Origin of the sequence: Geodermatophilus sp. CPCC 205506, assembly GCF_051383635.1 — a bacterium.
Classification (GTDB): domain Bacteria; phylum Actinomycetota; class Actinomycetes; order Mycobacteriales; family Geodermatophilaceae; genus Geodermatophilus.
In genome coordinates, this window is the sequence record NZ_JALPKP010000001.1 from 250,432 (window position 1) to 273,343 (window position 22,912).

At 75.0% G+C, this 22,912-nt stretch carries 21 protein-coding genes; 15 read left to right on the forward strand and 6 right to left on the reverse strand.

All coding sequences use genetic code 11. From position 1 onward, the window contains the following. Positions 1 to 2: 2 nt before the first annotated feature. Positions 3 to 1,181, reverse strand: a complete 1,179-nt coding sequence (locus MY520_RS01225) for an ABC transporter ATP-binding protein (protein ID WP_436689267.1) — start codon at positions 1,179 to 1,181, stop codon at positions 3 to 5. A 3-nt stretch (positions 1,182 to 1,184) separates the two neighbouring features. Between MY520_RS01225 and MY520_RS01230 the strand changes: the two genes are divergently transcribed. The 4 genes from MY520_RS01230 (at position 1,185) to MY520_RS01245 (ending at position 5,252) form a co-directional block, all read left to right on the forward strand. Then, positions 1,185 to 1,904 carry an ABC transporter permease gene (locus MY520_RS01230; protein ID WP_436689269.1) on the forward strand — a complete coding sequence of 240 codons (720 nt, stop codon included), beginning with the start codon at positions 1,185 to 1,187 and terminating at the stop codon, positions 1,902 to 1,904. Continuing rightward, entirely contained in the window at positions 1,901 to 2,632 is a 732-nt protein-coding gene (locus MY520_RS01235) for an ABC transporter permease (RefSeq protein ID WP_436689271.1), read from the forward strand. Before MY520_RS01230 ends, MY520_RS01235 begins: the two co-directional genes overlap by 4 nt. A 180-nt stretch (positions 2,633 to 2,812) precedes the next feature. Further along, positions 2,813 to 3,832: a glycine betaine ABC transporter substrate-binding protein gene (locus MY520_RS01240; RefSeq protein WP_436689272.1), complete on the forward strand. Its 1,020-nt coding sequence runs from the start codon at positions 2,813 to 2,815 to the stop codon at positions 3,830 to 3,832. A gap of 133 nt (positions 3,833 to 3,965) precedes the next feature. Beyond that, positions 3,966 to 5,252 (forward strand): hypothetical protein, encoded by a 1,287-nt coding sequence (locus MY520_RS01245; protein ID WP_436689274.1) that lies wholly within the window; start codon positions 3,966 to 3,968, stop codon positions 5,250 to 5,252. A 6-nt stretch (positions 5,253 to 5,258) separates the two neighbouring features. Here MY520_RS01245 and MY520_RS01250 read toward each other — a convergent pair whose 3' ends face one another. Next, positions 5,259 to 6,011, reverse strand: coding sequence for an SDR family oxidoreductase (locus tag MY520_RS01250; RefSeq protein ID WP_436689276.1), 753 nt, complete (start codon positions 6,009 to 6,011; stop codon positions 5,259 to 5,261). 263 nt (positions 6,012 to 6,274) lie between these two features. Here MY520_RS01250 and MY520_RS01255 point away from each other — a divergent pair, with 263 nt between their 5' ends. The 9 genes from MY520_RS01255 (at position 6,275) to MY520_RS01295 (ending at position 16,831) form a co-directional block, all read left to right on the forward strand. Next, positions 6,275 to 7,225: a Rossmann-like and DUF2520 domain-containing protein gene (locus MY520_RS01255; RefSeq protein WP_436689278.1), complete on the forward strand. Its 951-nt coding sequence runs from the start codon at positions 6,275 to 6,277 to the stop codon at positions 7,223 to 7,225. Next, complete coding sequence (gene panC / locus MY520_RS01260; RefSeq protein WP_436689280.1) at positions 7,222 to 8,097, forward strand: pantoate--beta-alanine ligase; 876 nt, start codon at positions 7,222 to 7,224, stop codon at positions 8,095 to 8,097. Before MY520_RS01255 ends, panC begins: the two co-directional genes overlap by 4 nt. Next, the gene (gene panD, locus MY520_RS01265) at positions 8,094 to 8,513 is read left to right on the forward strand and encodes an aspartate 1-decarboxylase (protein ID WP_436689282.1); all 420 of its coding nucleotides are present in this window, start codon (positions 8,094 to 8,096) and stop codon (positions 8,511 to 8,513) included. Before panC ends, panD begins: the two co-directional genes overlap by 4 nt. Further along, a complete protein-coding gene (locus MY520_RS01270; RefSeq protein WP_436689284.1) occupies positions 8,510 to 10,183 on the forward strand; it encodes an L-aspartate oxidase in 1,674 nt (557 codons plus the stop codon). Before panD ends, MY520_RS01270 begins: the two co-directional genes overlap by 4 nt. Further along, positions 10,177 to 11,091, forward strand: a complete 915-nt coding sequence (nadC, locus tag MY520_RS01275) for a carboxylating nicotinate-nucleotide diphosphorylase (protein WP_436689286.1) — start codon at positions 10,177 to 10,179, stop codon at positions 11,089 to 11,091. Before MY520_RS01270 ends, nadC begins: the two co-directional genes overlap by 7 nt. Before the next feature lie 2 nt (positions 11,092 to 11,093). Then, complete coding sequence (locus tag MY520_RS01280; protein ID WP_436689288.1) at positions 11,094 to 11,900, forward strand: type III pantothenate kinase; 807 nt, start codon at positions 11,094 to 11,096, stop codon at positions 11,898 to 11,900. Between the two features lie 11 nt (positions 11,901 to 11,911). Next, the gene (gene lysS, locus MY520_RS01285) at positions 11,912 to 13,420 is read left to right on the forward strand and encodes a lysine--tRNA ligase (protein ID WP_436689290.1); all 1,509 of its coding nucleotides are present in this window, start codon (positions 11,912 to 11,914) and stop codon (positions 13,418 to 13,420) included. A gap of 149 nt (positions 13,421 to 13,569) precedes the next feature. Beyond that, positions 13,570 to 13,923: a histone-like nucleoid-structuring protein Lsr2 gene (locus MY520_RS01290; RefSeq protein ID WP_436689292.1), complete on the forward strand. Its 354-nt coding sequence runs from the start codon at positions 13,570 to 13,572 to the stop codon at positions 13,921 to 13,923. A gap of 370 nt (positions 13,924 to 14,293) precedes the next feature. Beyond that, positions 14,294 to 16,831 (forward strand): ATP-dependent Clp protease ATP-binding subunit, encoded by a 2,538-nt coding sequence (locus MY520_RS01295; RefSeq protein ID WP_436689294.1) that lies wholly within the window; start codon positions 14,294 to 14,296, stop codon positions 16,829 to 16,831. 191 nt (positions 16,832 to 17,022) lie between these two features. Here the strand turns inward: MY520_RS01295 and MY520_RS01300 are convergent, their stop codons facing one another. Continuing rightward, a complete protein-coding gene (locus MY520_RS01300) occupies positions 17,023 to 17,922 on the reverse strand; it encodes an A/G-specific adenine glycosylase (protein ID WP_436689296.1) in 900 nt (299 codons plus the stop codon). A 77-nt stretch (positions 17,923 to 17,999) separates the two neighbouring features. Between MY520_RS01300 and MY520_RS01305 the strand changes: the two genes are divergently transcribed. Continuing rightward, entirely contained in the window at positions 18,000 to 18,680 is a 681-nt protein-coding gene (locus tag MY520_RS01305) for a MucR family transcriptional regulator (RefSeq protein ID WP_436689298.1), read from the forward strand. 94 nt (positions 18,681 to 18,774) lie between these two features. On the opposite strand, the gene disA is transcribed toward MY520_RS01305, so the two are convergent. The 3 genes from disA to MY520_RS01320 all read right to left on the reverse strand — a co-directional run bounded on the left by disA (position 18,775) and on the right by MY520_RS01320 (position 22,107). Then, positions 18,775 to 19,860 carry a DNA integrity scanning diadenylate cyclase DisA gene (disA, locus tag MY520_RS01310; protein WP_436689300.1) on the reverse strand — a complete coding sequence of 362 codons (1,086 nt, stop codon included), beginning with the start codon at positions 19,858 to 19,860 and terminating at the stop codon, positions 18,775 to 18,777. A 106-nt stretch (positions 19,861 to 19,966) separates the two neighbouring features. Beyond that, positions 19,967 to 21,334 carry a DNA repair protein RadA gene (gene radA, locus MY520_RS01315; protein ID WP_436689302.1) on the reverse strand — a complete coding sequence of 456 codons (1,368 nt, stop codon included), beginning with the start codon at positions 21,332 to 21,334 and terminating at the stop codon, positions 19,967 to 19,969. Between the two features lie 59 nt (positions 21,335 to 21,393). After that, a complete protein-coding gene (locus MY520_RS01320) occupies positions 21,394 to 22,107 on the reverse strand; it encodes a hypothetical protein (protein ID WP_436689303.1) in 714 nt (237 codons plus the stop codon). Between the two features lie 206 nt (positions 22,108 to 22,313). Here MY520_RS01320 and MY520_RS01325 point away from each other — a divergent pair, with 206 nt between their 5' ends. Next, a complete protein-coding gene (locus tag MY520_RS01325; RefSeq protein WP_436689305.1) occupies positions 22,314 to 22,907 on the forward strand; it encodes an RNA polymerase sigma factor in 594 nt (197 codons plus the stop codon). Positions 22,908 to 22,912: the final 5 nt, after the last annotated feature.

The following is a 22,912-nucleotide window of genomic DNA, read 5'->3' on the forward strand; positions in this document are numbered from 1 at the left end:
CGTCAGCGGCCGATCGAGCGGCGCAGCGCGGCGTGCACGCCGTCGGGGGTGAGGACGCCGAGGTAGCGCTCGCCGTCCACCACCGCGACCCAGCCGGCGTCGGAGCGCAGCATCGTCGCGAGGGCCGTCTTCAGCGTCGCGCCCACCGGCACCGTGTCCCCGCCGGCGGTGGCCGCCGAGGCCACCGTCCCGCCGCCCGCGGCCCGCGCGGCCGGCAGCCACCCGGCCGGCCGGCCGGACCCGTCGAGCACGACTCCCCAGTCGGCACCGCAGCGGTCCAGCAGGGCTCCGGCGTCGGCCAGCCGGTCGGAGACGCCCAGCACCGGCGGCTGCTCGAGGTCGGCCGGCTCGACGGCGGTCACCGCCAGCCGCTTGAGCCCGCGGTCGGCGCCGACGAAGTCGGCCACCACGTCGTTGGCCGGCCGGCCCAGCAGCTCGGCGGGAGGCGCGAACTGCTCCACCCGGCCACCGGCGCTCATCACCGCGATGCGGTCGCCGAGCCGCACCGCCTCCTCGATGTCGTGGGTGACGAAGACGATCGTCTTGCGCACCGTCTCCTGCAGCCGCAGGAACTCCGCCTGCAGCCGCTCGCGCACCACCGGGTCGACGGCGGAGAACGGCTCGTCCATCAGGAGGACGGCGGGGTCGGCGGCCAGCGCCCGCGCCACCCCGGCCCGCTGCCGCTGCCCGCCGGAGAGCTGGGCGGGGTACCGGTCCCCGTGGACGGCGGGATCGAGGCCGACCGTCGACAGCAGCTCGTCGACGCGGTCGCGGGTGCGCCGCTTGTCCCAGCCGAGCAGGCGGGGCACGGTGCCGACGTTGGTGCGCACCGTCTGGTGGGGGAACAGCCCCACGCTCTGGATGACGTAGCCGATCCGGCGGCGCAGCTGGTCGGCGTCGACGCGGGTGACGTCCTCCCCGCCGATCAGGATGCGTCCGGTCGAGGGCTCGATGATCCGGTTGATCATCTTCATCGTCGTTGTCTTGCCGCAGCCGGAGGGCCCGACCAGCACCGTCAGCTCGCCGGCCGCGAAGGTGAGGTCCAGCTCGGCGACCCCGACCGTCCCGTCCGGGTAGACCTTGCTGACCCCCTCCAGGCGGATCTCCCGGGCGGCGCCCTCCCCGTCCGCCCCCGCCGGGTGCCTCGTGATCGGTGCGGGGCGAGCGGCAGTAGCGTCCACGACGTGGCCTCCCTGGGTGCGCTGAGCGCGGCGAGCGACCGCGACGTGCTCGCGGCGGACGAGGCGCCGAACCCCTGGTTCGACCCGTCGTACGTGACCGACAACTGGGACACCATTGTGGGCCACCTGGGCCAGCACGTCAGGCTCACCGTGGGCGCGGTGCTGCTCGGGGCGCTGATCGCGCTGCCGCTGGCGCTGCTCGCCCGGCGCACGCGGCTGCTGTCGGGGCCGGTGCTGGGCCTGTCGTCGGTGGTCTACACGATCCCGTCGCTGGCGATGTTCTCGTTCCTCGCGCCGGTCACCGGGCCGCTGTCGGCCACCACGGTGCTCCTCGGGCTGACGCTCTACACGCTGGTCATCCTGGTGCGGAACTTCCTCGCCGGGCTGGCGTCGGTACCCGCCGACGTCCGCGAGGCGGCCCGCGGCATGGGGTACGGGTCCGCGCGGCTGTTCCTGCGGGTGGACCTGCCGCTGGCCCTGCCGGCCTTCATGGCCGGGCTGCGGATCGCCACCGTCTCCACCGTCGCCCTGGTCACCGTGGGGGTGATCACCGGCAACGGGGGGCTGGGGCAACTGATCGTGGGCGGGTTCAACGCGAACTTCTACCGCGCCGAGATCGTCACCGGCGCCGTCGGGTGCGTGCTGCTGGCGCTGATCGCCGACGTGCTGCTCGCCGGGGTCGAGCGGCTGCTGACGCCGTGGACGAGGGCGGCGCGGGCGTGAGCGCGTTCGGCGACGCCCTCGTCTACCTCAACGACCCGCTGAACTGGACCCGGCGGGGCGGCATCCTCGACCTGCTGGCCGCGCACCTCGCCGTCTCGGCCGCCGCGGTGCTGGCCGCCGCCGTCGTCGCCATCCCGGCCGGGGTGCTCCTGGGCCGCACCGGCCGCGGCGCCGGCGCGATCGTCGTCCTCTCCAACGTCAGCCGCGCGGTGCCGACCCTGGCGCTGCTCACCGTCTTCGCCGTGACGCCGATCGGCTTCGGCGACACCGCGACCGCCGTCGCCCTCGCCGTCTTCGCCGTCCCGCCGATGCTCACCAACACCTTCGTCGGCTTCCGCGAGGTCGACCGCGACGTGCGTGAGGCCGCCCGCGCGATGGGCATGAGCGGCCGCCAGATGCTCGGCCGGGTCGAGTTCCCGCTGGCCCTGCCGCTGGTCATGACCGGCGTCCGGACGTCGGCGGTGCAGGTGGTCGCGACGGCGACCCTCGCGGCGCTGGTCGGCGGCGGCGGCCTGGGCCAGATCATCAACCTCGGGTACGGCCAGCAGGACCTCGGCCAGATCCTCGCCGGCGCGCTGCTCGTGGCCCTGCTCGCGCTGCTCACCGAGCTGGTGCTGGTGGTCGTGTCCTGGGCGGTGACGCCGGGCCCGCGCCGGCTCCCGCTGCTCGCCGTCCGCCGGGGGCCGGCCGGGCAGCCGGAGCCGACCGCGTCCGGCGTCCCGCTCTGAGGAAGGACTCGCAGGCTCGCGGCGGGACCCCGCAGGGGGCCGTCCGTAACAACCGGGCAACAGCTGTGCCCCGGGCGTGGCCCCGGGCGCGGCCGCGGGGTTGCATGTCCCGCGCGGGGTCCCTCCCGCCAGACACGCGTCGCGGCCGGCCGGCCGCACGGGACACAGAAGGCGGGCGACATGCGCAGCCGTATCCGGATCCTCCCTCCCCTCGCCCTGGCGGCGGTGCTGCTCACCGCGACCGCCTGCGGCGAGTCCGGCTCCTCGGGCAACGGCGGGGGCGGCAGCGGCGAGGGGGCCGCCAGCGCCTCCGGCGACGCCTGCGCCCCGGTCGCCGGCGACCAGCTGGTCGTCCTCGAGGACGACCAGCAGCTGCAGAACGCCGACAACGTCGTCCCCGCGGTGAACGTCGCGACCGCGCAGGCCAACCCGGCGCTCGTGGCGGCCCTCGACGCGGTCTCGGCGGCGCTCACGACCGAGGACCTCATCGAGCTCAACGCCGCCGTCGACGTGGACCGGCAGACCGCCGAGGACGTCGCCGCCGGCTGGGTCGAGGAGAGCGGCGTGACCGAGGGGCTCGAGCAGGGCAGCGGCACCGTCGCCGTCGGCGGGGCCAACTTCACCGAGTCGACGGTCCTGGCCAACGTCTACGCCGGCGTCCTCACGGCCGCGGGCTTCGACGCCTCCGTGCGCGAGGTCGGCAACCGGGAGCTCTACCTCCCCGCGCTCATCTCCGGCTCGGACATCCAGGTCTTCCCCGAGTACCTGTCGACGGCGACGGAGTTCCTCAACCGCCAGGTCAACGGCCCCGACGCCGAGCCCGTGGCCAGCGGCGACGTGCAGGCGACGGTGAGCGCGCTGCAGCCGCTGGCCGAGCAGGTCGGGCTGGTGTTCGGGCAGCCGTCGGAGGCCGCCGACCAGAACGCCTTCGCCGTCACCCAGGCCCTCGCCGACGAGCTGGGGGTCAGCACGCTGTCGGAGCTGGCCGACGCCTGCGGCGACGGCTCGCTGGTCCTCGGCGGCCCCGCCGAGTGCCCGGACCGGCCGTTCTGCCAGCCGGGCCTCGAGGAGACCTACGGCCTGCAGTTCGCCGAGTTCAGCGCGCTGGACGCCGGTGGCCCGCTGACCAAGGCGGCGCTGCAGCAGGGCGAGGTCTCCATCGGACTGGTCTTCAGCTCCGACGGGGCCCTGGCACAGTAGGAGGACCCCCTGCCCCCCACCGCTCGCAAGCTCGCGGCGGGACCCTGCAGGGGGCCGTCCCAAGTCGCGACGTGCCGGGCGACTCCCGTTTCACGACGTGATCGGGAGGTCTCCCACCGTTACCCTGGACTCCATGCCGAGGGACCGGGACGACGCGATGGCCGGCCACGGGTCCGCCGGCTCGTCGGTCCTGCGCACCGTCGGGCTGGTCGTCGGGTTCCTGCTGGCCGTCGGTGCCACGGTGGTCGTGTTCGTCACCGACGACCCGCAGGTCCTTCGGCTGGCCGTGGTGGGCGCGGCCTGGGCGTTCGTGCTGGCCGCGCTGGCCGCGAGCCGCCGCGGGCCGGGGAACGGCGCCGACCGGGACGACGTCGGCCGGGTCGCCGACGACCGGGCGGCCACCCGGACGGCCGCCGCCGAGCGAGCCGCCGAGCGCGAGCGGGCCGCCGCCGAGCGCGAGCGCGAGGCCGCGGCCCGCCGGGAGACCGAGCAGCGGCGGGAGAACGACGCGCGCCGGGAGGCCGAGCGGGCGATGCGGGCCGAGTTGGCGGCCCTCCGCGGCGAGCTCGGGCAGGTCGCCGACCTGCGCCGCGACGTCGCCGACGTCGCCGGACTGCGCGGCCGGCTCGCCGAGGTCGCCGAGTTGCGCGGGGAGCTCGCGGAGGTCCCCGCGCTCCGGCGCGACCTCGCCGGGCTCGCCGAGCTGCGGGCCGGCCTGGCCCAGCTCCAGGAACTGCGCGGCGACCTCGCCCAGCTGGCCGAGCTGCGCGCCGACGTCGGCCGGCTGCGCGCCGAGCTGACCGAGCAGCTCTCCGGCGAGATGCTGATCGAGCGGATCATGCTGCGCACCCAGTCGACCCGCACCGGCCCGTCGACGGCGGAGTCCCCGGCCACCCGCACCATCGAGGCGGTCAGCTGGGGCGAGCCGTCGGCCGAGCTGACCGCCGCCGCGCCGGCCGTGTCCCTCGACGACCTCACCGGGGGGACGCGGCAGTTCACGGCGCTCCCCGCCGAGGAGCCCCGGCCCGAGCCCGCCTACGCCGCGACGCCGCCGCCGCCGCCGCGGGACTGGCTGGCCCAGCGCTCCCTGGTGGAGCCGGAGGCGCCCGCGGCCCCGGAGGTGACGCTGGAGCCGCGCCGTCGCCACACCGACGACCCCTTCCGGCCGGCCCCGGTGGAGCAGCCCACCGAGCAGCGCCCGGTCGCCCAGCGCGAGCGCCCGCCCGTGCCCTCGTGGTCGGCGCTCGCGGAGCCGGCCCCGCCGCCCGCGGCCGAGCCCGGGGAGGGCTCCTCGCGACTGGCGGAGATCCTCGCCGAGGGCGGGGTCAGCCCGTCGTCCGGAGGCCGGCGGCGGCGCCGCTACCGGGACGACGACGAGTCCGACGACGTCCTGTCGCGGGTCCTCGGCCGGAACGGCTGACCTGCTTCAGGCCGGGCCGCGGGACAGCGAGCCGCCGTCGAGCACGAGCGTCTGGCCGGTCACCCAGCCGGCGGTGTCCCCCAGCAGGTAGGCCGCCGCCTCGCCGACGTCCTCGGGCACCCCGAGCCGGCCCACCGGGTACTGCGCGGACACCTCCGCCTCGCGGCCCTCGTACAGCGCCGTGGCGAAGCGGGTCTTGACCACCGCCGGGGCGACGGCGTTGACCCGCACCTTCGGGCCGAGCTCCACGGCGAGCTGGGTGACCAGGTTGATCAGGGCGGCCTTGCTCACCCCGTAGGCGCCGATCATCGGCGAGGCCTTGAGCCCGGCCACCGACGCCACGACGAGCACCGAGCCCCCGTGCTCGGCCATCCACGCCCGCCAGGCCTCCTGGACCAGCCCGAGGGTGGAGACCACGTTGGTGTCGAGGATCTTGCGGAACCCGTCCAGCGGCAGCTCCACCATCGGACCGTAGAGCGGGTTGATCCCGACGTTGCCGACCAGCACGTCCAGGCTGCCGAACGTGTCGACGGCGGTGCGCACCGCCTCGGCCCGGTGCTCGGCGTCACCGGCGTTGCCCGCCACCGCGACGGCCACCTCGGGGCCGCCCAGTGCGGTCACCGCCTCGGCCAGCGCCTCGGCCTTGCGGGCGGTCACGACGACGCGCGCCCCGCGGTCCACCAGGCTCTTCGCGATCGCCAGTCCGATGCCCCGGCTGGCGCCGGTGACCAGTGCGGTGCGTCCCTCGAGGCTGCCCACGCGTCTCCTCCTGCTGTCGTCCGGTGCCGCCGCACACCGTAGGGCGGCCCGCGGTGACGCACCCCACAGGTCCCAGCCGTTGCACCGGCCGCCGGCCGGTCACACACTCGCCTTCGGCGCTTCACCCGCGTGACACAACTGGTCGCAGCGGCGCCGGCGCCACAGCACGACCCGCACCACCGGCACGACCCGCCGGCCTCCGAGGGAGGGGCCGGGACCTGACAGTCCGGTACCCGCGAGGGACTGGAACGAGAGGTGCACCGATGCCTGCTGTCCGCAGGACGCCCCGCGCTGCCGGCCTCCGCCCGGCGGACTCCGCTCCCGCCCGTCTCCGCGTCGGCGTCGTCGGCGCCGGACGTGTCGGCGCCGTCCTGGGCGCCGCCCTCACCGCCGCCGGCCACGACGTGGTCGCCGCCGCCGGCCTCTCCGCCGCCTCCGCCGAGCGTGCCGCCCGCCTGCTGCCCGGCGTGCCGCTGCTCCACACCGACGAGGTGGTCGCGGCCGCCGACCTCGTGGTCCTCGCGGTCCCCGACGACACCCTCGCCGGCCTGGTCGCCGGCCTCGCCGAGACCGGCGGCTGGCGGGCCGGCCAGCTGGCCTTCCACACCTCCGGGGCGCACGGCCTGGCCGTCCTCGAGCCCGCCGCCCGGGCCGGCGTGCTGCCCCTGGCCCTGCACCCGGCGATGACCTTCACCGGTGCCCCCGAGGACGTCGACCGCCTGGCCGGCGCCCCGTTCGGCGTCACCAGCGCCCCGGAGCACCGGCCGGTCGCCGAGACGCTGGTGCTGGAGATGGGCGGCGAGCCGTTCTTCGTGGCCGAGTCCGACCGGCGGCTGTACCACGCGGCGCTGGTGACCGGCGCCAACCACCTGGTCACGCTGGTCGCCGAGGCCGCCGACCTGCTGCGGACGGCCGGCGTCTCCGACCCCGCCCAGGTCCTCGGACCGCTGCTCACCGCCGCCCTGGACAACGGGCTGCGCCGCGGCGACCGCGGGCTCACCGGCCCGGTCAGTCGCGGGGACGTCGGCACCGTGCGCAGCCACCTGGAGGTGCTCACCGAGCGGGCGCCGCAGTCGGTGGGCGCCTACGTCGCGATGGCCCAGCGCACCTCCGAGCGCGCGCTGGCGTCGGGGCGGCTCAAGCGGCACGAGGGCGCCCCCCTGGTCGAGCTGCTGCAGGCCGCGCGCGACGCCGACCCGGCGGGATCGCGGTGACCGTGGGATCCCCCACCCGGACGCTGCCGGGCAGCCCCACCGTCGCCGAGTCCGCCGCCGAGCTGGCCCGGCTGCGGGCGGGGCTGCCCGGCCCCGTGGCGCTCGTGCCGACCATGGGCGCGCTGCACGAGGGCCACCGCACGCTGGTCCGCGCCGCCCGGCAGCGGGCCGGCAGCGTCGTCGTCTCGGTCTTCGTCAACCCGACCCAGTTCGGACCGGGCGAGGACTTCGACCGCTACCCCCGCACCTGGGACGCCGATCTCGCCGCACTCGCCGAGGAGGGCGCCGACGTCGTCTTCCACCCGGGGGTCGACGAGGTGTACCCGCCCGGCGCGGCCGGCGTGACGGTCGCACCCGGCCCGCTGGGCGACGTGCTGGAGGGCGCCGTCCGCCCCGGGCACTTCGCCGGCGTGCTGACCGTCGTCGCCAAGCTGTTCGGCCTGGTCCGCCCCGACCTGGCCCTCTTCGGCGAGAAGGACTACCAGCAGCTGACCCTCATCCGGGCGATGGCCCGCGAGCTGGCCCTCGGGGTCGAGGTCGTCGGCGTGCCCACCGTCCGGGAGGACGACGGCCTGGCGCTCTCCTCGCGGAACCGCTACCTCGACCCGGAACAGCGGGCCACCGCCGCCGCGTTGTCGCGAGCGCTGCGCGCGGGTGCGGCGGCCGGGCCGCGGGGCGCCGACGCCGTCCTCGCGGCCGCCCGCGCCGTGCTGGACACCGCCCCCGAGCTGGTCCCCGACTACCTCGAGCTCACCGACCCCGACCTCGGCCCGGTGCCCGCCGCCGGTCCGGCCCGCCTGCTGGTCGCGGCCCGCGCCGGCAGCACCCGACTCCTGGACAACGTCCCCGTCCTGCTGGGAGCAGACCGATGATGCGCACGATGCTCAAGTCCAAGATCCACCGCGCGACGGTCACCCAGGCCGATCTGCACTACGTGGGCTCGGTGACCATCGACGAGGACCTCCTCGACGCCGCCGACCTGCTGCCCGGTGAGCAGGTCGCGATCGTCGACGTCACCAACGGCGCCCGGCTGGAGACCTACGTCATCCCCGGCGAGCGGGGCACCGGCGTGATCGGCATCAACGGGGCCGCCGCGCACCTGGTGCACCCCGGCGACCTCGTCATCATGATCAGCTACGGGGTCATGGACGAGACCGAGGCCAAGAGCTACATCCCGAAGGTCGTGCACGTCGACGGCGCCAACCGGATCGTCGAGCTCGGCGGCGACCCGGCCGCGCCGTCCCCGGGTGTCCAGGGCCAGGTCCGGGGCGACACGATCGCCCGGTGACCACGCTGGCGGCCGACCGCACGACCGGGCTCCCACTGCGCCTGGCGGCGCCCTCACCCGGCTGGGAGCTCTCCGCCGACGTCTGCGTCGTCGGCTCCGGCGTCGCCGGCCTGTGCGTCGCGCTGCACGCCCGGGCGGCCGGGCTGTCGGTCGCCGTCGTCACCAAGGTCCGGGTGGACGCCGGGTCGACCCGCTGGGCGCAGGGCGGGATCGCCGCCGTCCTCGACCCCGCGGACACCCCCGAGGCGCACGCCCGGGACACCGAGGTCGCCGGGGTCGGGCTGTGCGAGCCGGACGCGGTCTCCGTGCTGGTCCACGAGGGCCCCGGGCGGCTGCGCCAGCTGATGGACTGGGGAGCCGCCTTCGACCGCGACCCCTCCGGCCGGCTGCTGCTCACCCGCGAGGGCGGGCACTCGGCCGACCGGATCGTGCACGCCGGCGGCGACGCCACCGGCTTCGAGGTGCAGCGGGCGCTGCAGGACGCCGTCCGGGCCGACCCGGAGGTGACCCTCGTCGAGCACGCGATGGTGCTGGACCTGCTGACCGACGCCGCGGGCCGGGCCGCCGGCGTCACCCTGCACGTGCTCGGCGAGGGCAGCGCGGACGGCGTCGGTGCGGTGCGCGCCCGCGCCGTCGTCCTGGCCACCGGCGGGATGGGCCAGGTCTTCGCGGCCACCACCAACCCCGAGGTCTCCACGGGGGACGGCGTGGCGCTGGGCCTGCGCGCCGGCGCGGTCGCCACCGACCTCGAGTTCGTCCAGTTCCACCCCACCTCGCTGTACCTGGGCCCCGACGTCCGCGGCCAGCAGCCGCTGGTGAGCGAGGCGCTGCGGGGCGAGGGCGCGGTGCTGCGCGACGGCGCGGGGGAGCGGTTCATGCTCGGCGTGCACCCGCTGGCCGAGCTGGCCCCGCGCGACGTCGTGGCCAAGGCCATCACCCGCGTGCAGCTGCGCGACGGCGTCCGGCACGTCTGGCTCGACGCCCGCGAGGTCCCGCACCTCGTCGAGCGGTTCCCGACGATCACCGCCAGCTGCCGAGCCGCGGGCATCGACCCGGTCACCGACCTCATCCCGGTCACCCCGGCCGCGCACTACGCCTCGGGCGGTCTGGTCACCGACCTCGCCGGCCGGACGACGGTGCCCGGGCTGTACGCCTGCGGCGAGGCGGCCTGCACCGGCGTGCACGGCGCCAACCGGCTGGCGTCGAACTCGCTGCTGGAGGGCCTGGTGTTCGCCGCCCGCATCGGGGAGCAGCTGGCCGGCTCGCTGCCGCCGCCGTTGGCGGGCGCAGCCGTGCCGCCGTCGGCGTCGGGGCTGCTCGACCCGGACGGTCGCCGGCAGGTCACCGACACGATGTCCGCCCGCGTCGGCGCGCTGCGCAGCGGCGCCGGGCTGGACGAGGCGACGGCGGCGCTGGCCGCGCTGGCGGCCGGGCTCGGCGACGCCCCGCCGGGCGTGGCCGGCTGGGAGGCCACCGACCTGCTCACCGTCGCCAGCGCGGTCACCGTGGCGGCCACTGCCCGCGAGGAGACCCGCGGGTGCCACTGGCGGGAGGACCACCCGGAGACCGAGGAGGCATGGCGCGTGCACCTCGACGTCCGGCTCGACGACGGCGGGCAGCTGCGGACGACCCGCCGCCCGGTGAGCACGCCGGTGGTGCAGCCGTGGTGACCTCGGCGACCGACCCGCGGGACCTCGCCGGCACCGGGCTGACCGAGGCGTGGGTCGAGGAGCTGGTCGAGCGCACCCTCGCGGAGGACCTCACCGGCGGCGCGCCGCTGCCCGGCGCCCCCGACCTCGCCGTGGCCCACGACGTGACCAGCGCCGCCACGGTGCCGCCCGGCCAGCTGGGCACCGCGGACCTGGTCGCCCGCGCCGACGGCGTGGTCGCCGGCCTGCCGGTGGCCGCCCGGGTGTTCACCCGGCTGGCCCCGGGCGCGACGCTCACCGCGGGCGCCTCCGACGGCGACCGGGTCACCCGCGGCGACGTGCTGCTGACCGTCCGGGGACCGGTGCGCGCCCTGCTCGCCGCCGAGCGCAGCGCCCTGAACATCGCCAGCCGGGCCAGCGGCGTCGCCACGCTGACCCGCCGGTGGGTCGACGCGGTCGCAGGGACCCGAGCCGTGGTGCTGGACACCCGCAAGACCACGCCGGGGCTGCGGCCGCTGGAGAAGTACGCCGTCCGCTGCGGCGGTGGGTCCAACAAGCGGATGGGCCTCTACGACGTGGCCATGGTCAAGGACAACCACGTGGCCGCCGCCGGCTCGGTGGCCGCCGCCGTGGCAGCCGTCCGCGAGCGGGCGCCGCGGGTCGCGGTACAGGTGGAGGTGGACGTGCCGGAGCAGGCGGTGGAGGCGGTCGAGGCCGGCGCGGACTTCCTGCTCTGCGACAACATGGCCCCGGCGGCGCTGCGCGAGGTGGTCGCGCTGGTCGCCGGCCGCGCCGAGCTGGAGGCCACCGGCGGGCTCACGCTGGAGGTCGCCCGCGCCGTGGCCGAGACCGGCGTGGACTACCTGTCGGTCGGCGCGCTCACCCACTCCGCCCCCATCCTCGACCTGGCGCTGGACCTGCGGGCCTGACCGTGCTGCTCACCGTCGACGTCGGCAACAGCCAGACCGTCCTCGCCACCTTCGACGGCGACCGGCGCGTGGGGTGCTGGCGGGTCACCACCTCCCCCCGGGCCACCGCCGACGAGCTGCGGCTGCTGTGGCGCGGGCTGCTCCAGGACACCGTCGTCACCGGGGTCTGTGCCTGCTCCACGGTCCCCGCGCTGCTGCCCGCGCTGCGCCAGCTGCTGGACTCCCTCGAGGTGCCGGTCGTGCTCATCGGACCGGGCGTGCGCACCGGCGTCCCGCTGCACGTGGACAACCCCCGCGAGGTCGGCGCCGACCGGGTGGTCACCGCGCTGGCCGCGCACGAGCTGTTCGGCCGCGCGCCCGACGGTGGGGCGCGACCGGTCGTGGTCGTGGACTTCGGCACCTCCACCAACGTCGACGCCGTCGGCCCGGCCGGGCAGTTCCTCGGCGGGGCGCTCGCCCCGGGCGTGGAGGTCAGCCTCGAGGCGCTGGCCAGCCGGGCGGCGCAGCTGCGCTCGGTGGAGCTCACCGTGCCGACGCAGGCGATCGGCAAGAACACCGTCGCGGCGCTGCAGTCCGGCCTGGTGCTGGGCTTCGCCGGCCTGGTCGACGGGCTGGTGGGGCGGATCGCCGCCGAGCTGGTCGCCCAGTTCGGGGCGGCGCCCGTCGTCGTCGCCACCGGGGGCCTGGCGCCGCTGGTCGCCGACAGCTGCCGGACGATCGGGGAGCGCGAGCCGGACCTCACGGTGCACGGGCTGCGGCTGGCCTTCGACCGGCAGCAGGCCGCGGGACGCCGTCCGGCCTCCCCGTAGGCTCGGTGTCCGTGAGTGAGGCACCCGTGGCTGACGACGTCGACGAACTCCCCGAACAGCTCCGGGTGCGGCGGGCCAAGCTCGACCGGCTCCGCGCGGCGGGGGTCGACCCCTACCCGGTCACCGTCGCCCGCACCGCCACGCTGGCCGACGTCCGCGCCGAGCACCCGGACCTGCCCCCGGACACCATGACCGGCGTGCAGGTGGGGGTCACCGGGCGGGTGCTGTTCAGCCGCAACACCGGCAAGCTCTGCTTCGCCACCCTCCGCGAGGGGGAGGCCGAGCTGCAGGTCATGCTCTCCCGCGACCGGGTGGGCGAGGAGTCCCTCGCCGCCTGGAAGTCCGACGTCGACCTCGGCGACCACGTGCTGGTCACCGGCGAGGTCGGGACGTCGCGGCGCGGGGAGCTGTCGGTGTTCGCCGACTCCTGGCAGCTGACCGCCAAGGCACTGCGCCCGCTGCCGGTCGCGCACAAGCCGATGAGCGAGGAGCTCCGGGTCCGCCGCCGGTACGTCGACCTCATCGTCCGCGACGAGGCCCGCCGCACGGTGCGCCAGCGGGCCGCCGTCATGTCGACGCTGCGCACCGGGCTGGCCTCCCGCGGCTTCCTCGAGGTGGAGACGCCGATGCTGCAGACGGTGCACGGGGGTGCCGCCGCGCGACCGTTCCGCACGCACATGAACGCCTTCGACCTCGACCTGTACATGCGGATCGCCCCGGAGCTGTTCCTCAAGCGCTGCATCGTCGGCGGGCTGGACCGGGTCTTCGAGATCAACCGCAACTTCCGCAACGAGGGCGCCGACAGCACCCACTCGCCGGAGTTCGCGATGCTGGAGACCTATCAGGCCTACGCCGACTACCAGGTGATGGCGACCCTCACCCGCGAGCTCACCCAGGAATGCTGTGCGGCGCTGTTCGGGGACCACGTGGCCCGGCACAACGACGGCACCGAGATCGACCTGTCGGGGGAGTGGCCGCAGATCCCGCTCTACACGGCGGTGTCGGACGCCGTCGGCGAGGCGGTGACGCCGGAGACGCCCGTCGAGCGGCTGCGGGAGATCGCCGGGCGGCACGAGATCGGCGTGGACCCCGCCTGGATCGCCGGCAAGGTGGTCGAGGAGCTGTTCGAGGCGCTGGTCCAGGACTCCCTCCAGTCGCCCACGTTCGTGATCGACTACCCGCTGGACACCTCGCCGCTGACCCGGGCGCACCGGTCGACGCCGGGGCTGGCCGAGAAGTGGGACCTGTACATCGCCGGCGTCGAGCGCGCCACGGCCTACTCGGAACTCGTCGACCCGGTCGCGCAGCGGGAGCGCTTCACCGCGCAGGCCGCGCTCGCCGCCGCCGGTGACCCCGAGGCCATGGCCTTCGACGAGGACTTCCTCGAGGCACTCGAGTACGGAATGCCGCCGACCGGCGGGATGGGCATGGGCATGGACCGGCTCATGATGACGCTCACCGGATTGGGGATCCGCGAGACCATCCTCTTCCCGCTCGTCCGCCCGCTTTCTCCCTCCTGAACCGACCCGACCCGTTTCACCCCATTAGGTGTGGTGTTCCGAAAATCGCGCCGAATGCACTATGGTCGCGAGTGGCAGAGGAACTCGCCTTCTGCGGTGACTGACTAACCGCCCCGGAATCCGGGGCGCGGTGAGGAGTGGGAACAGGAATGGCTCGCAAGGTCCAGGTGATCCTCAGTGACGACCTCGACGAGAACGTTCCGGCCGACGAGACGGTGAGTTTCTCGCTCGACGGTACGAACTACGAGATCGACCTCTCGGAGAACAACGCCGAGGAGATGCGGAACGCATTCTCTCGTTACGTGCAGGCGGCTCGGAAGGTCGGCCGCGCCGGCGGCGGGCGGGCCTCCGGCGGCGGGCGCTCCCGCGCCACCGGTGGTGGCCGGATGGACCGCGAGCAGGCCGGCGCGATCCGCGACTGGGCCCGGAAGAACGGTCACGCGGTGAGCGACCGCGGGCGCATCCCGGCCAGCGTCGTCGAGGCCTACGAGGCCGCGCACTGAAGAAGGACCCCGTCCGGGGGCTCACCCCTTCGCTGGCTCAGGGTGAGCGCCCGGACGGGGCCTGGCGGCCCGGTACCTCACTGAGGTGCCGGGCCGTCGTCGTCCCACGGGGCGGCGCGGGCGCACCTCCGGTCACACGAGTCACTCGCCACTCCGTCCGCTCACGGCGTAACCGCGCCGGAACACCGTTCGGTCACGATCGGTTGGACCGGGCAGCTCCTGCTCCACCGCACGGTCTCGCGCCGACGGAGGGTCGGAGTCCGCGACTACAGTGGAAAGACCGGTGCCCCGTGCGCCGACGGACGTCGGGTGCTCCTCTCCACCACGGGGAGGGCAGTGCCGGACCAGCCGGTCAGAGGAGAAGCAGCAGATGTTCGAACGGTTCACCGACCGAGCCCGCCGCGTGGTCGTCCTGGCCCAGGAAGAGGCCCGGATGCTCAACCACAACTACATCGGCACCGAGCACATCCTCCTGGGCCTGATCCACGAGGGTGAGGGTGTCGCCGCCAAGGCTCTCGAGTCCCTGGGCATCTCGCTGGAGGGTGTCCGGCAGCAGGTGGAGGAGATCATCGGCCAGGGCCAGCAGGCCCCGTCCGGGCACATCCCCTTCACCCCGCGGGCCAAGAAGGTGCTCGAGCTGTCGCTGCGCGAGGCGCTGCAGCTCGGCCACAACTACATCGGCACCGAGCACATCCTGCTCGGCCTGATCCGCGAGGGTGAGGGCGTCGCCGCCCAGGTCCTCGTGAAGCTGGGCGCCGACCTCAACCGGGTCCGCCAGCAGGTCATCCAGCTGCTGTCCGGCTACCAGGGCAAGGAGCCGGCCGCCGCCGGTGGCCCCGCCGAGGGCACGCCGTCGACCTCGCTGGTGCTCGACCAGTTCGGCCGCAACCTGACCCAGGCCGCGCGCGACTCCAAGCTCGACCCGGTCATCGGGCGGGCCAAGGAGATCGAGCGGGTCATGCAGGTCCTGTCGCGGCGGACCAAGAACAACCCCGTCCTCATCGGCGAGCCCGGCGTCGGCAAGACCGCCGTCGTCGAGGGCCTGGCCCAGGCGATCGTCAAGGGCGAGGTCCCCGAGACGCTGAAGGACAAGCAGCTCTACACGCTGGACCTCGGCGCGCTCGTCGCCGGTTCCCGCTACCGCGGTGACTTCGAGGAGCGGCTGAAGAAGGTCCTCAAGGAGATCCGCACCCGCGGCGACATCATCCTGTTCATCGACGAGATCCACACCCTCGTCGGGGCGGGTGCCGCCGAGGGCGCGATCGACGCCGCCAGCATCCTCAAGCCGATGCTGGCCCGCGGTGAGCTGCAGACCATCGGTGCCACCACGCTCGACGAGTACCGCAAGCACCTGGAGAAGGACGCCGCGCTCGAGCGCCGCTTCCAGCCGATCCAGGTGGGGGAGCCGACGCTCACCCACACGATCGAGATCCTCAAGGGCCTGCGCGACCGCTACGAGGCGCACCACCGGATCAGCATCACCGACGGCGCCCTCGTGGCCGCCGCGACGCTGGCCGACCGCTACATCTCCGACCGCTTCCTGCCGGACAAGGCGATCGACCTGATCGACGAGGCCGGCGCCCGCATGCGGATCAAGCGGATGACCGCCCCGCCGGACCTGCGCGAGTTCGACGACCGGATCGCGGCCATCCGCCGCGAGAAGGAGTCGGCGATCGACGCGCAGGACTTCGAGAAGGCCGCGTCGCTGCGCGACAAGGAGAAGACCCTCCTCGCCGAGAAGAGCGAGCGCGAGAAGCAGTGGAAGGCCGGCGACATGGACGTCGTCGCCGAGGTCGACGACGAGCAGATCGCCGAGGTGCTGGCCAACTGGACCGGCATCCCCGTCTTCAAGCTGACGGAGGAGGAGACCACCCGCCTCCTGCGCATGGAGGACGAGCTCCACAAGCGGATCATCGGCCAGGAAGAGGCCATCAAGAGCGTCAGCCAGGCGATCCGGCGGACGCGGGCGGGTCTCAAGGACCCGCGCCGTCCCGGTGGCTCGTTCATCTTCGCCGGCCCCTCGGGTGTCGGTAAGACCGAGCTGGCGAAGGCGCTGGCGAGCTTCCTCTTCGGTGAGGACGACGCGCTCATCCAGATCGACATGGGCGAGTTCCACGACCGGTTCACCGTGTCGCGGCTGGTCGGTGCCCCTCCCGGCTACGTCGGCTACGACGAGGGCGGCCAGCTGACCGAGAAGGTGCGGCGCAAGCCGTTCTCGGTGGTCCTCTTCGACGAGATCGAGAAGGCGCACGCGGACGTGTTCAACACGCTCCTGCAGGTGCTCGAGGACGGCCGGCTCACCGACGGTCAGGGCCGGATCGTGGACTTCAAGAACACGATCCTGATCCTCACGACCAACCTCGGGACGCGGGACATCTCCAAGGCGGTCGGCCTCGGCTTCCAGGCCGGGAACGACACCCAGTCCAACTACGAGCGCATGAAGGCGCGGGTGAACGACGAGCTCAAGCAGCACTTCCGGCCTGAGTTCCTCAACCGCATCGACGACATCGTGGTGTTCCACCAGCTGACCGAGGCCGAGATCATCCAGATCGTCGACCTCATGCTCGCCCGCGTGGAGGGCCAGCTGGCGAACAAGGACATGTCCCTCGAGGTGACCACCGAGGCCAAGAAGCTGCTGGCCACCCGCGGGTTCGACCCGGTGCTGGGTGCGCGGCCGCTGCGCCGCACCATCCAGCGCGAGATCGAGGACGCGCTGTCGGAGAAGATCCTCTACGGCGAGCTGACCGCGGGTCAGATCATCGTGGTGGACGTCGACGAGGCGGAGGGCGCGGCGCAGAAGTTCACCTTCCGCGGCGAGACCAAGCCGATCGACCTCCCCGACACCCCGCCGGTCGCGCTGTCGGTGGGCGACGAGGAGCCGCCGGCGACCGGGACGTCCGCCGACTGAACGAGGGCTCCGTCCCGAGGACGGGGCCGCACAAGGGCCGTCCCCGCTCATCGCGAGCGGGGGCGGCCCCTTCGTCGTGCCCGCACCCGCCCGGGGCACCCGAGGAACAGGCTCACGAGGCATAGGAAGCTCTACCCGCGTCGAGGGGTCCCTGACGTGGGTGTTGCTTCCTCTGCCTCGTGCCGAGGCGGTCAGTGGGGGAGGCGGAACCGGCCGTCGGGGGTCTGCTCGACCAGGCCGTCGACCAGCAGCGAGTCCAGGCACCGGGACCGCTGGGCCGCGTCGTCCCAGGCGTCGTCCAGCTCGGGAGCCGTCACCGGGCCGGAAGCGGCCCGCAGGACGTCGAGCAGCCGCCCCCGCACCTGCCGGTCGGTCCCGGCGAACTTCTGCACCCTGCGCGGCGCACCGACGGACGCCGGTGCGCCGGCCAGCCGCCACGCGCAGTCCTCCCGCACCGGGCAGACCGCGCAGCGCGGCGTCCGGGCCACGCAGACCAGCGCGCCCAGTTCCATGACCGCCACCGAGAACCGCACCGCCCGGGCCGGATCGGCCGGGGCCAGCGCGGCGACGTCGGTCAGGTCGGCGGCCCGCGCGGTGCCCGCCTCGGCCCGGCCGTGCACCAGCCGCGCCACCACCCGCCGCACGTTGGTGTCGACGACCGGCTGCGGCTGCCCGTGGCCGAAGCACGCGACGGCCCGGGCGGTGTACGTGCCGATGCCGGGCAGCGCCTCCAGGGTCGCGACGTCGGCCGGCACCGCACCGCCGTGCCGCTCGGTGAGCGCGACGGCGGCCTCGCGCAGCCGCAGTGCCCGCCGCGGGTAGCCGAGCTTGCCCCACGCCCGGATGACCTCGGCGGGTGAGGCCGCCGCCAGCGCGGCCGGCGTGGGCCAGCGGTCCATCCAGGCCCGCCACACCGGCTCGACGCGGGCCACCGGGGTCTGCTGCAGCATCACCTCGCTGACGAGCACCGCCCACGGGTCCACCTCCGGACGGCGCCACGGCAGGTCGCGGGCGGCGGTGGTGAACCAGTCGACGAGGACCTCGCCGACGTCGTCCCTCGGGGCCGGGGCTGGGCGGGCGGAGCTGTTCACGGGGACCCAGTGTGCCGTCCACCGGGGACGGCGTGCCGCCGCAGGTCGGCCGTCCGCGGCGCACTACCGTTCTCGGCGTGTTGCACCCGGTCGGCCCCCTGCCCGCGGGCGTCTACTGGCGGCGGCGCGTCCTGGTGCTGGCCCTGGTCGTGGCCGTCCTGGGCGGTGGCACCTGGCTGGTGGTGGCCGCGTCGACCGGGAGCACCGCGGGCTCGACGGCGGCCGCGGCGTCGGCCGAGCCGACCGAACCGGCCGAGCCGCCGGCGCTCGAGCAGGTGGTCCCGTCGCTGGCCAGCGTCCAGACGCCGACGCTGCCCGTCACCCCGGAGCCGGCCGCTCCCGCCCCCGAGCCGGCCGGCCCTGTCCCGGGCGGTCCGTGCGGCGACGACCTGATCGGCCTGGAGGTGCGGACGCCCGGCAGTGCGCCGGTGGGCGGCAAGCCGACCTTCGAGCTGGTGGTCACGAACGTCTCGGCGGTGCCGTGCGTGCGGACCCTGGACAAGGGCCTGCAGGAGATCCTCCTGCTCGACGGCGCCGGCACCCGGCTGTGGGGCAGCAACGACTGCTTCCCGGAGGCGAGCAGCGACACCCGCACCCTCGCCCCGGGGGAGTCGGTCGCCTTCCCGCTGGTCTGGGGCGGGCTCATCAGCGAGCCGTCCTGCACCGCCGACCGCGAGCCGCTGGCCCCGGGGCAGTACGTCGTCCGGGGGCGGCTGGACACCAAGGTCAGCCCGGACGCCCCGTTCGCCGTCGTCTGACGAAGGACCCCTGCCCCCACCGCTCGCAGGCTCGCGGTGGGCCCCTGCAGGGGGCCAGGCCCCTGCAAGCGGCCAGGCCCCTGGAGGAGGCCGATCAGCTGTAGCGGTCGAGGATCGAGGTCTCGGCCAGGCGGGACAGGCCCTCCCGGATGCCCCGGGCCCGGGCCTCGCCGACGCCCTCGACGGCCAGGAGGTCCTCGATGGTGGCGGCGAGCAGCTTCTGCAGGCCCCCGAAGTGGTCGACCAGGCGCTCGATGATGCCGGCGGGCAGCCGCGGCACGCGGGCCAGCAGCCGGTAGCCACGGGGGCTCACGGGCGAGTCCAGCGCGTCGGCCGAGGTGGGCAGGCCGTAGCAGCGGGACACCGCGGAGAGGTCGAGCAGCTCGGTGGCCGACAGCGCGCGCAGGTCGGTGAGGACCTGCTCGATCGTGCGGGGGCGCCGGGCACCGCCGGGCAGGTAGTCGCGGACCAGGAGGCCGCGGTCCTCCTCGACGCCGGCCAGCATCTCGTCGAGCTGGAGTGCCAGCAGCCGTCCGTCGGTGCCCAGCTCGACGACGAAGCCCTCGATCTCGTCCGCGATCCGGCGGACCATCTCCAGCCGCTGGCTGACGCTCATCGCGTCGCGGATCGTGACGAGGTCCTCGATCTCCAGCGCCGAGAGGGTGCTGGCCACCTCGTCGAGCCGCAGCTTGTACCGCTCCAGCGCCGCCAGGGCCTGGTTGGCCCGGGCGAGGATGGTCGTCGGGTGCTCGAGGGTGTACCGGCGGCCGGCGACGTAGACGCTGATGATGTGCATCGACTGGCTGACCGAGATGACCGGGAAGCCGCTCTGGATCGCGACGCGCTCGGCGGTGCGGTGCCGGGTGCCCGACTCCTCGGTCGGCACGGTCGGGTCGGGCATCAGGTGGACGCCCGCGCGGACGATCCGCGTCCCGTCGTAGGAGACGATGACGGCGCCGTCCATCTTGGCCAGCTCGCGCAGCCGGGTCGCCGAGAGGGCGACGTCGAGGGCGAAGCCGCCGGTGCAGATGGACTCGACCACCCGGTCGTAGCCGAGCACGATGAGGGCGCCGGTCCGCCCGGCCAGGATGCGTTCCAGACCGTCACGCAGTGCGGTCCCCGGGGCGATGCGGCCGAGCAGATCGCGGAGCGCGATCTCGGGGTCCACAGCGGGGGGCACGAGTGCTCCTGACGGTCGGTGTCGTGGCGGCTGAGTCTACGTGGAGCCGAACCTGGTGGCGGGCGGCGGTGAGTCGGCTCACCGTCCCAGGTCTGGTGCGGCGCGCTCAGAACAGCCGGGCGAACGCGGCCCCGAGGTCGGAGACCTCGATCAACCGCATGCCCCGGGGCGCCTTGCCGGAGTCCTCGGGGACGAGGGCGACCTTGTAGCCCTGGCGGGCCGCCTCGGACAGCCGGCGCCCGGTGCCGCCGACCCGCCGGATCTCACCGGACAGCCCGACCTCGCCGAGCGCGACCAGCCCCTGCGGGAGCGGGATGTCCTTGGCGGCCGAGGCGATCGCGAGGGCCAGCGCCAGGTCGGCCGCCGGCTCGCCGATGCGCACCCCGCCGACCGAGGCGGCGAAGACGTCGGCGTCGGCCAGCCGCACCCCGCCGCGCCGCTCGACGACGGCGTTGACCATCGCCACACGCTGGGAGTCCAGCCCGCTCACCGCCCGCCGGGGCGAGCCGCCCCCTCCGGTGCCGGCCACGAGCGCCTGGACCTCGGCCAGCAGCGGGCGGCTGCCCTCCAGGGTGACCGTGACGCAGCTGCCCGGGACCGGTGCGGTGCGGCGGGAGACGAACAGGTGCGAGGCGTCGGGCACGCCGACGACGCCGCGGTCGCCGATCTCGAAGCAGCCGATCTCGTCGGCAGGCCCGAACCGGTTCTTGGTGGCCCGGACCAGTCGCAGCGTGGAGTGGCGCTCCCCGTCGAAGGAGACGACGACGTCGACGAGGTGCTCGAGGGCGCGCGGCCCCGCGATGGCGCCGTCCTTGGTGACGTGCCCGACCAGGATCGTGGTCATCCCGCGGCTCTTGGCCACCCCGGTCAGCGCGCTGGCGACGGCCCGCACCTGGGTGGCGCCGCCGTCGGTGCCGTCGACGGCGGGGGAGCGGACGGTCTGCACGCTGTCGAGCACCAGCAGCGACGGGGCGACCTGCTCGACGTGGGCGAGGACGGCCGACAGGTCGGTCTCGGCGGCCAGGTAGAGGCGCTCGTGCAGCGCGCCGATCCGCTCGGCCCGCAGCCGCACCTGCGCGGCGGACTCCTCGCCGGAGACGACCAGGGCCGGGCCGTTCACGGCCGCCACCCGGTGGGCGACCTCGAGCAGCAGCGTCGACTTGCCCACGCCCGGCTCACCGGCGACCAGCAGCACGGCGCCCGGCACCAGCCCGCCGCCGAGCACGCGGTCGAACTCCTCGATGCCGGTCGGCACGGCGCGGGCGCCTCCGAGCTCGACCTGGGCGATCGGGACGGCCGGCGCGCTGACCGGGCCGGCGGCCACGGCCCGCAGCGGCGACGCCGGCACGCCGACCTCCTGCAGGGTGCCCCAGGCCTGGCACTCCGGGCAGCGGCCCACCCACTTGGCCGAGGCGTGGCCGCACTCGGTGCAGCGGTGGGCGGGCCGGGCGGACTTCACTCCTGCGGGGGGCACGCGGCGACGCTAACCGCCCGGTACGACGGTTCCGGGCAACCCAGGGGGAGGCGTCGCGCTCAGCCGCCGGACTCGGGGTTGCCCCCGCCGGCGACCTCGGTGTCCTGCTCCTCGGACTCCTCCTCCGTGTGGAAGTCGAAGCCCTCCTCGCGCGGCAGCACCCGGTCGGGGTTGGCGACCATCGCCGACACGGTGACCTCGCCGGCCAGCTCGAAGGTCAGGGTGAGCTCGACCGTCTGGCCGGCGGTCAGCACCTCGGAGAGGTCGGACAGCTCCACGGTGGGCCCGTCGGCGCCGCCCAGGAAGACGGTGGACCGGGCCGGGACCGGGATGTCGACCGTCGAGCTGGCCGCCGCGGTGGTGGGGGTGGCCGGCGTGGTGGTGGGGGTGGCCGGCGTGGTGGGCGGCACCGGTGCCGTCCCGGGCGGCGTCGCCGACGGCGAGGCGGGCGCGGCGGGGGAGGGGGTGGCCTGGCCGGTGACGACCACGCCGTCGAAGAACTCGCCCTCGATGCCGACGAGCGTGTCCTCCTCGGTGCCGCTGTTGATGACGGCCATGTTCAGAGCGGCGTCGTCGCCCCGGTCGTAGCGACCCTCGTCGGGGTACTCGAGCGTGATCGCGCGCAGGGTGATGTCGCCGATCGCGGCCTCGGCGCCGACCTTGTCCCGGTTCTGGGTCGCCGTCTGGGAGACCTGCCCGGCGCTGCACGCGCCCAGCGCGAGGGGGCTCACGAGCAGGACACCCACAGTGGCGGCGCGCAGTGCGCGGTTCACAGCCGTCGACCTCCAGGGACGTGCGGCCACCGCACGTCGATGGCCCGAGTCGGGGGGAGCCTAACGCCCGCCCGATGGGACCGCCCGGAGGCCGGGGGACACCGTGCCCACGCCGGGACCCACCCCCGACCGGGTGACCGCGGTCCGGTCCGGGCCCGCTCCTGCCGATGCCAAGGGGACGGCGGAGCGCGGCGAGGGGAGACCGGATGCGGACGGGGCTGCCGTTCGACGACGTCCTGGCCGCGGCCCAGGCCGGTGCCGCCTGGGCGTTCGAGGTGCTCTACCGCGACCTCGCCCCGTCGGTCACCGGGTACCTGCGGCTGCACGGTTCGGCCGAGCCCGACGACCTGGCCAGCGAGACCTTCATCGGCGTCCTCACCGGGCTCGGCGGGTTCCGGGGCGACGAGGAGGCGCTGCGCGCGTGGGTCTTCACGATCGCGCACCGCCGGCTGGTCGACGACTGGCGGCGGCGGGGACGCCGCCCACAGGTCACCGACGACGACGGGTCGCTCACCACGCGACCGGGTGGCGACACCGAGGACGACGCACTGGTCCGGCTCGGCACCGACGACGTCCACCGGCTGTGCGGTCTCCTGCCCGCCGACCAGCGCGCGGTGCTGCTCCTCCGGATCCTCGCCGACCTGACCGTCGAGCAGGTCGCGCAGGTGCTGGGGCGCTCGGTGGGCTCGGTCAAGGCCCTGCAGCGCCGCGGGCTGGCGAGCCTGCGGACGGCGCTCGAGAACGGTTCCCCCGAAGGGGTGGCGGCCGGCGCGCACCCTTTTCCGGCCCTGCGGCGATGACGAGG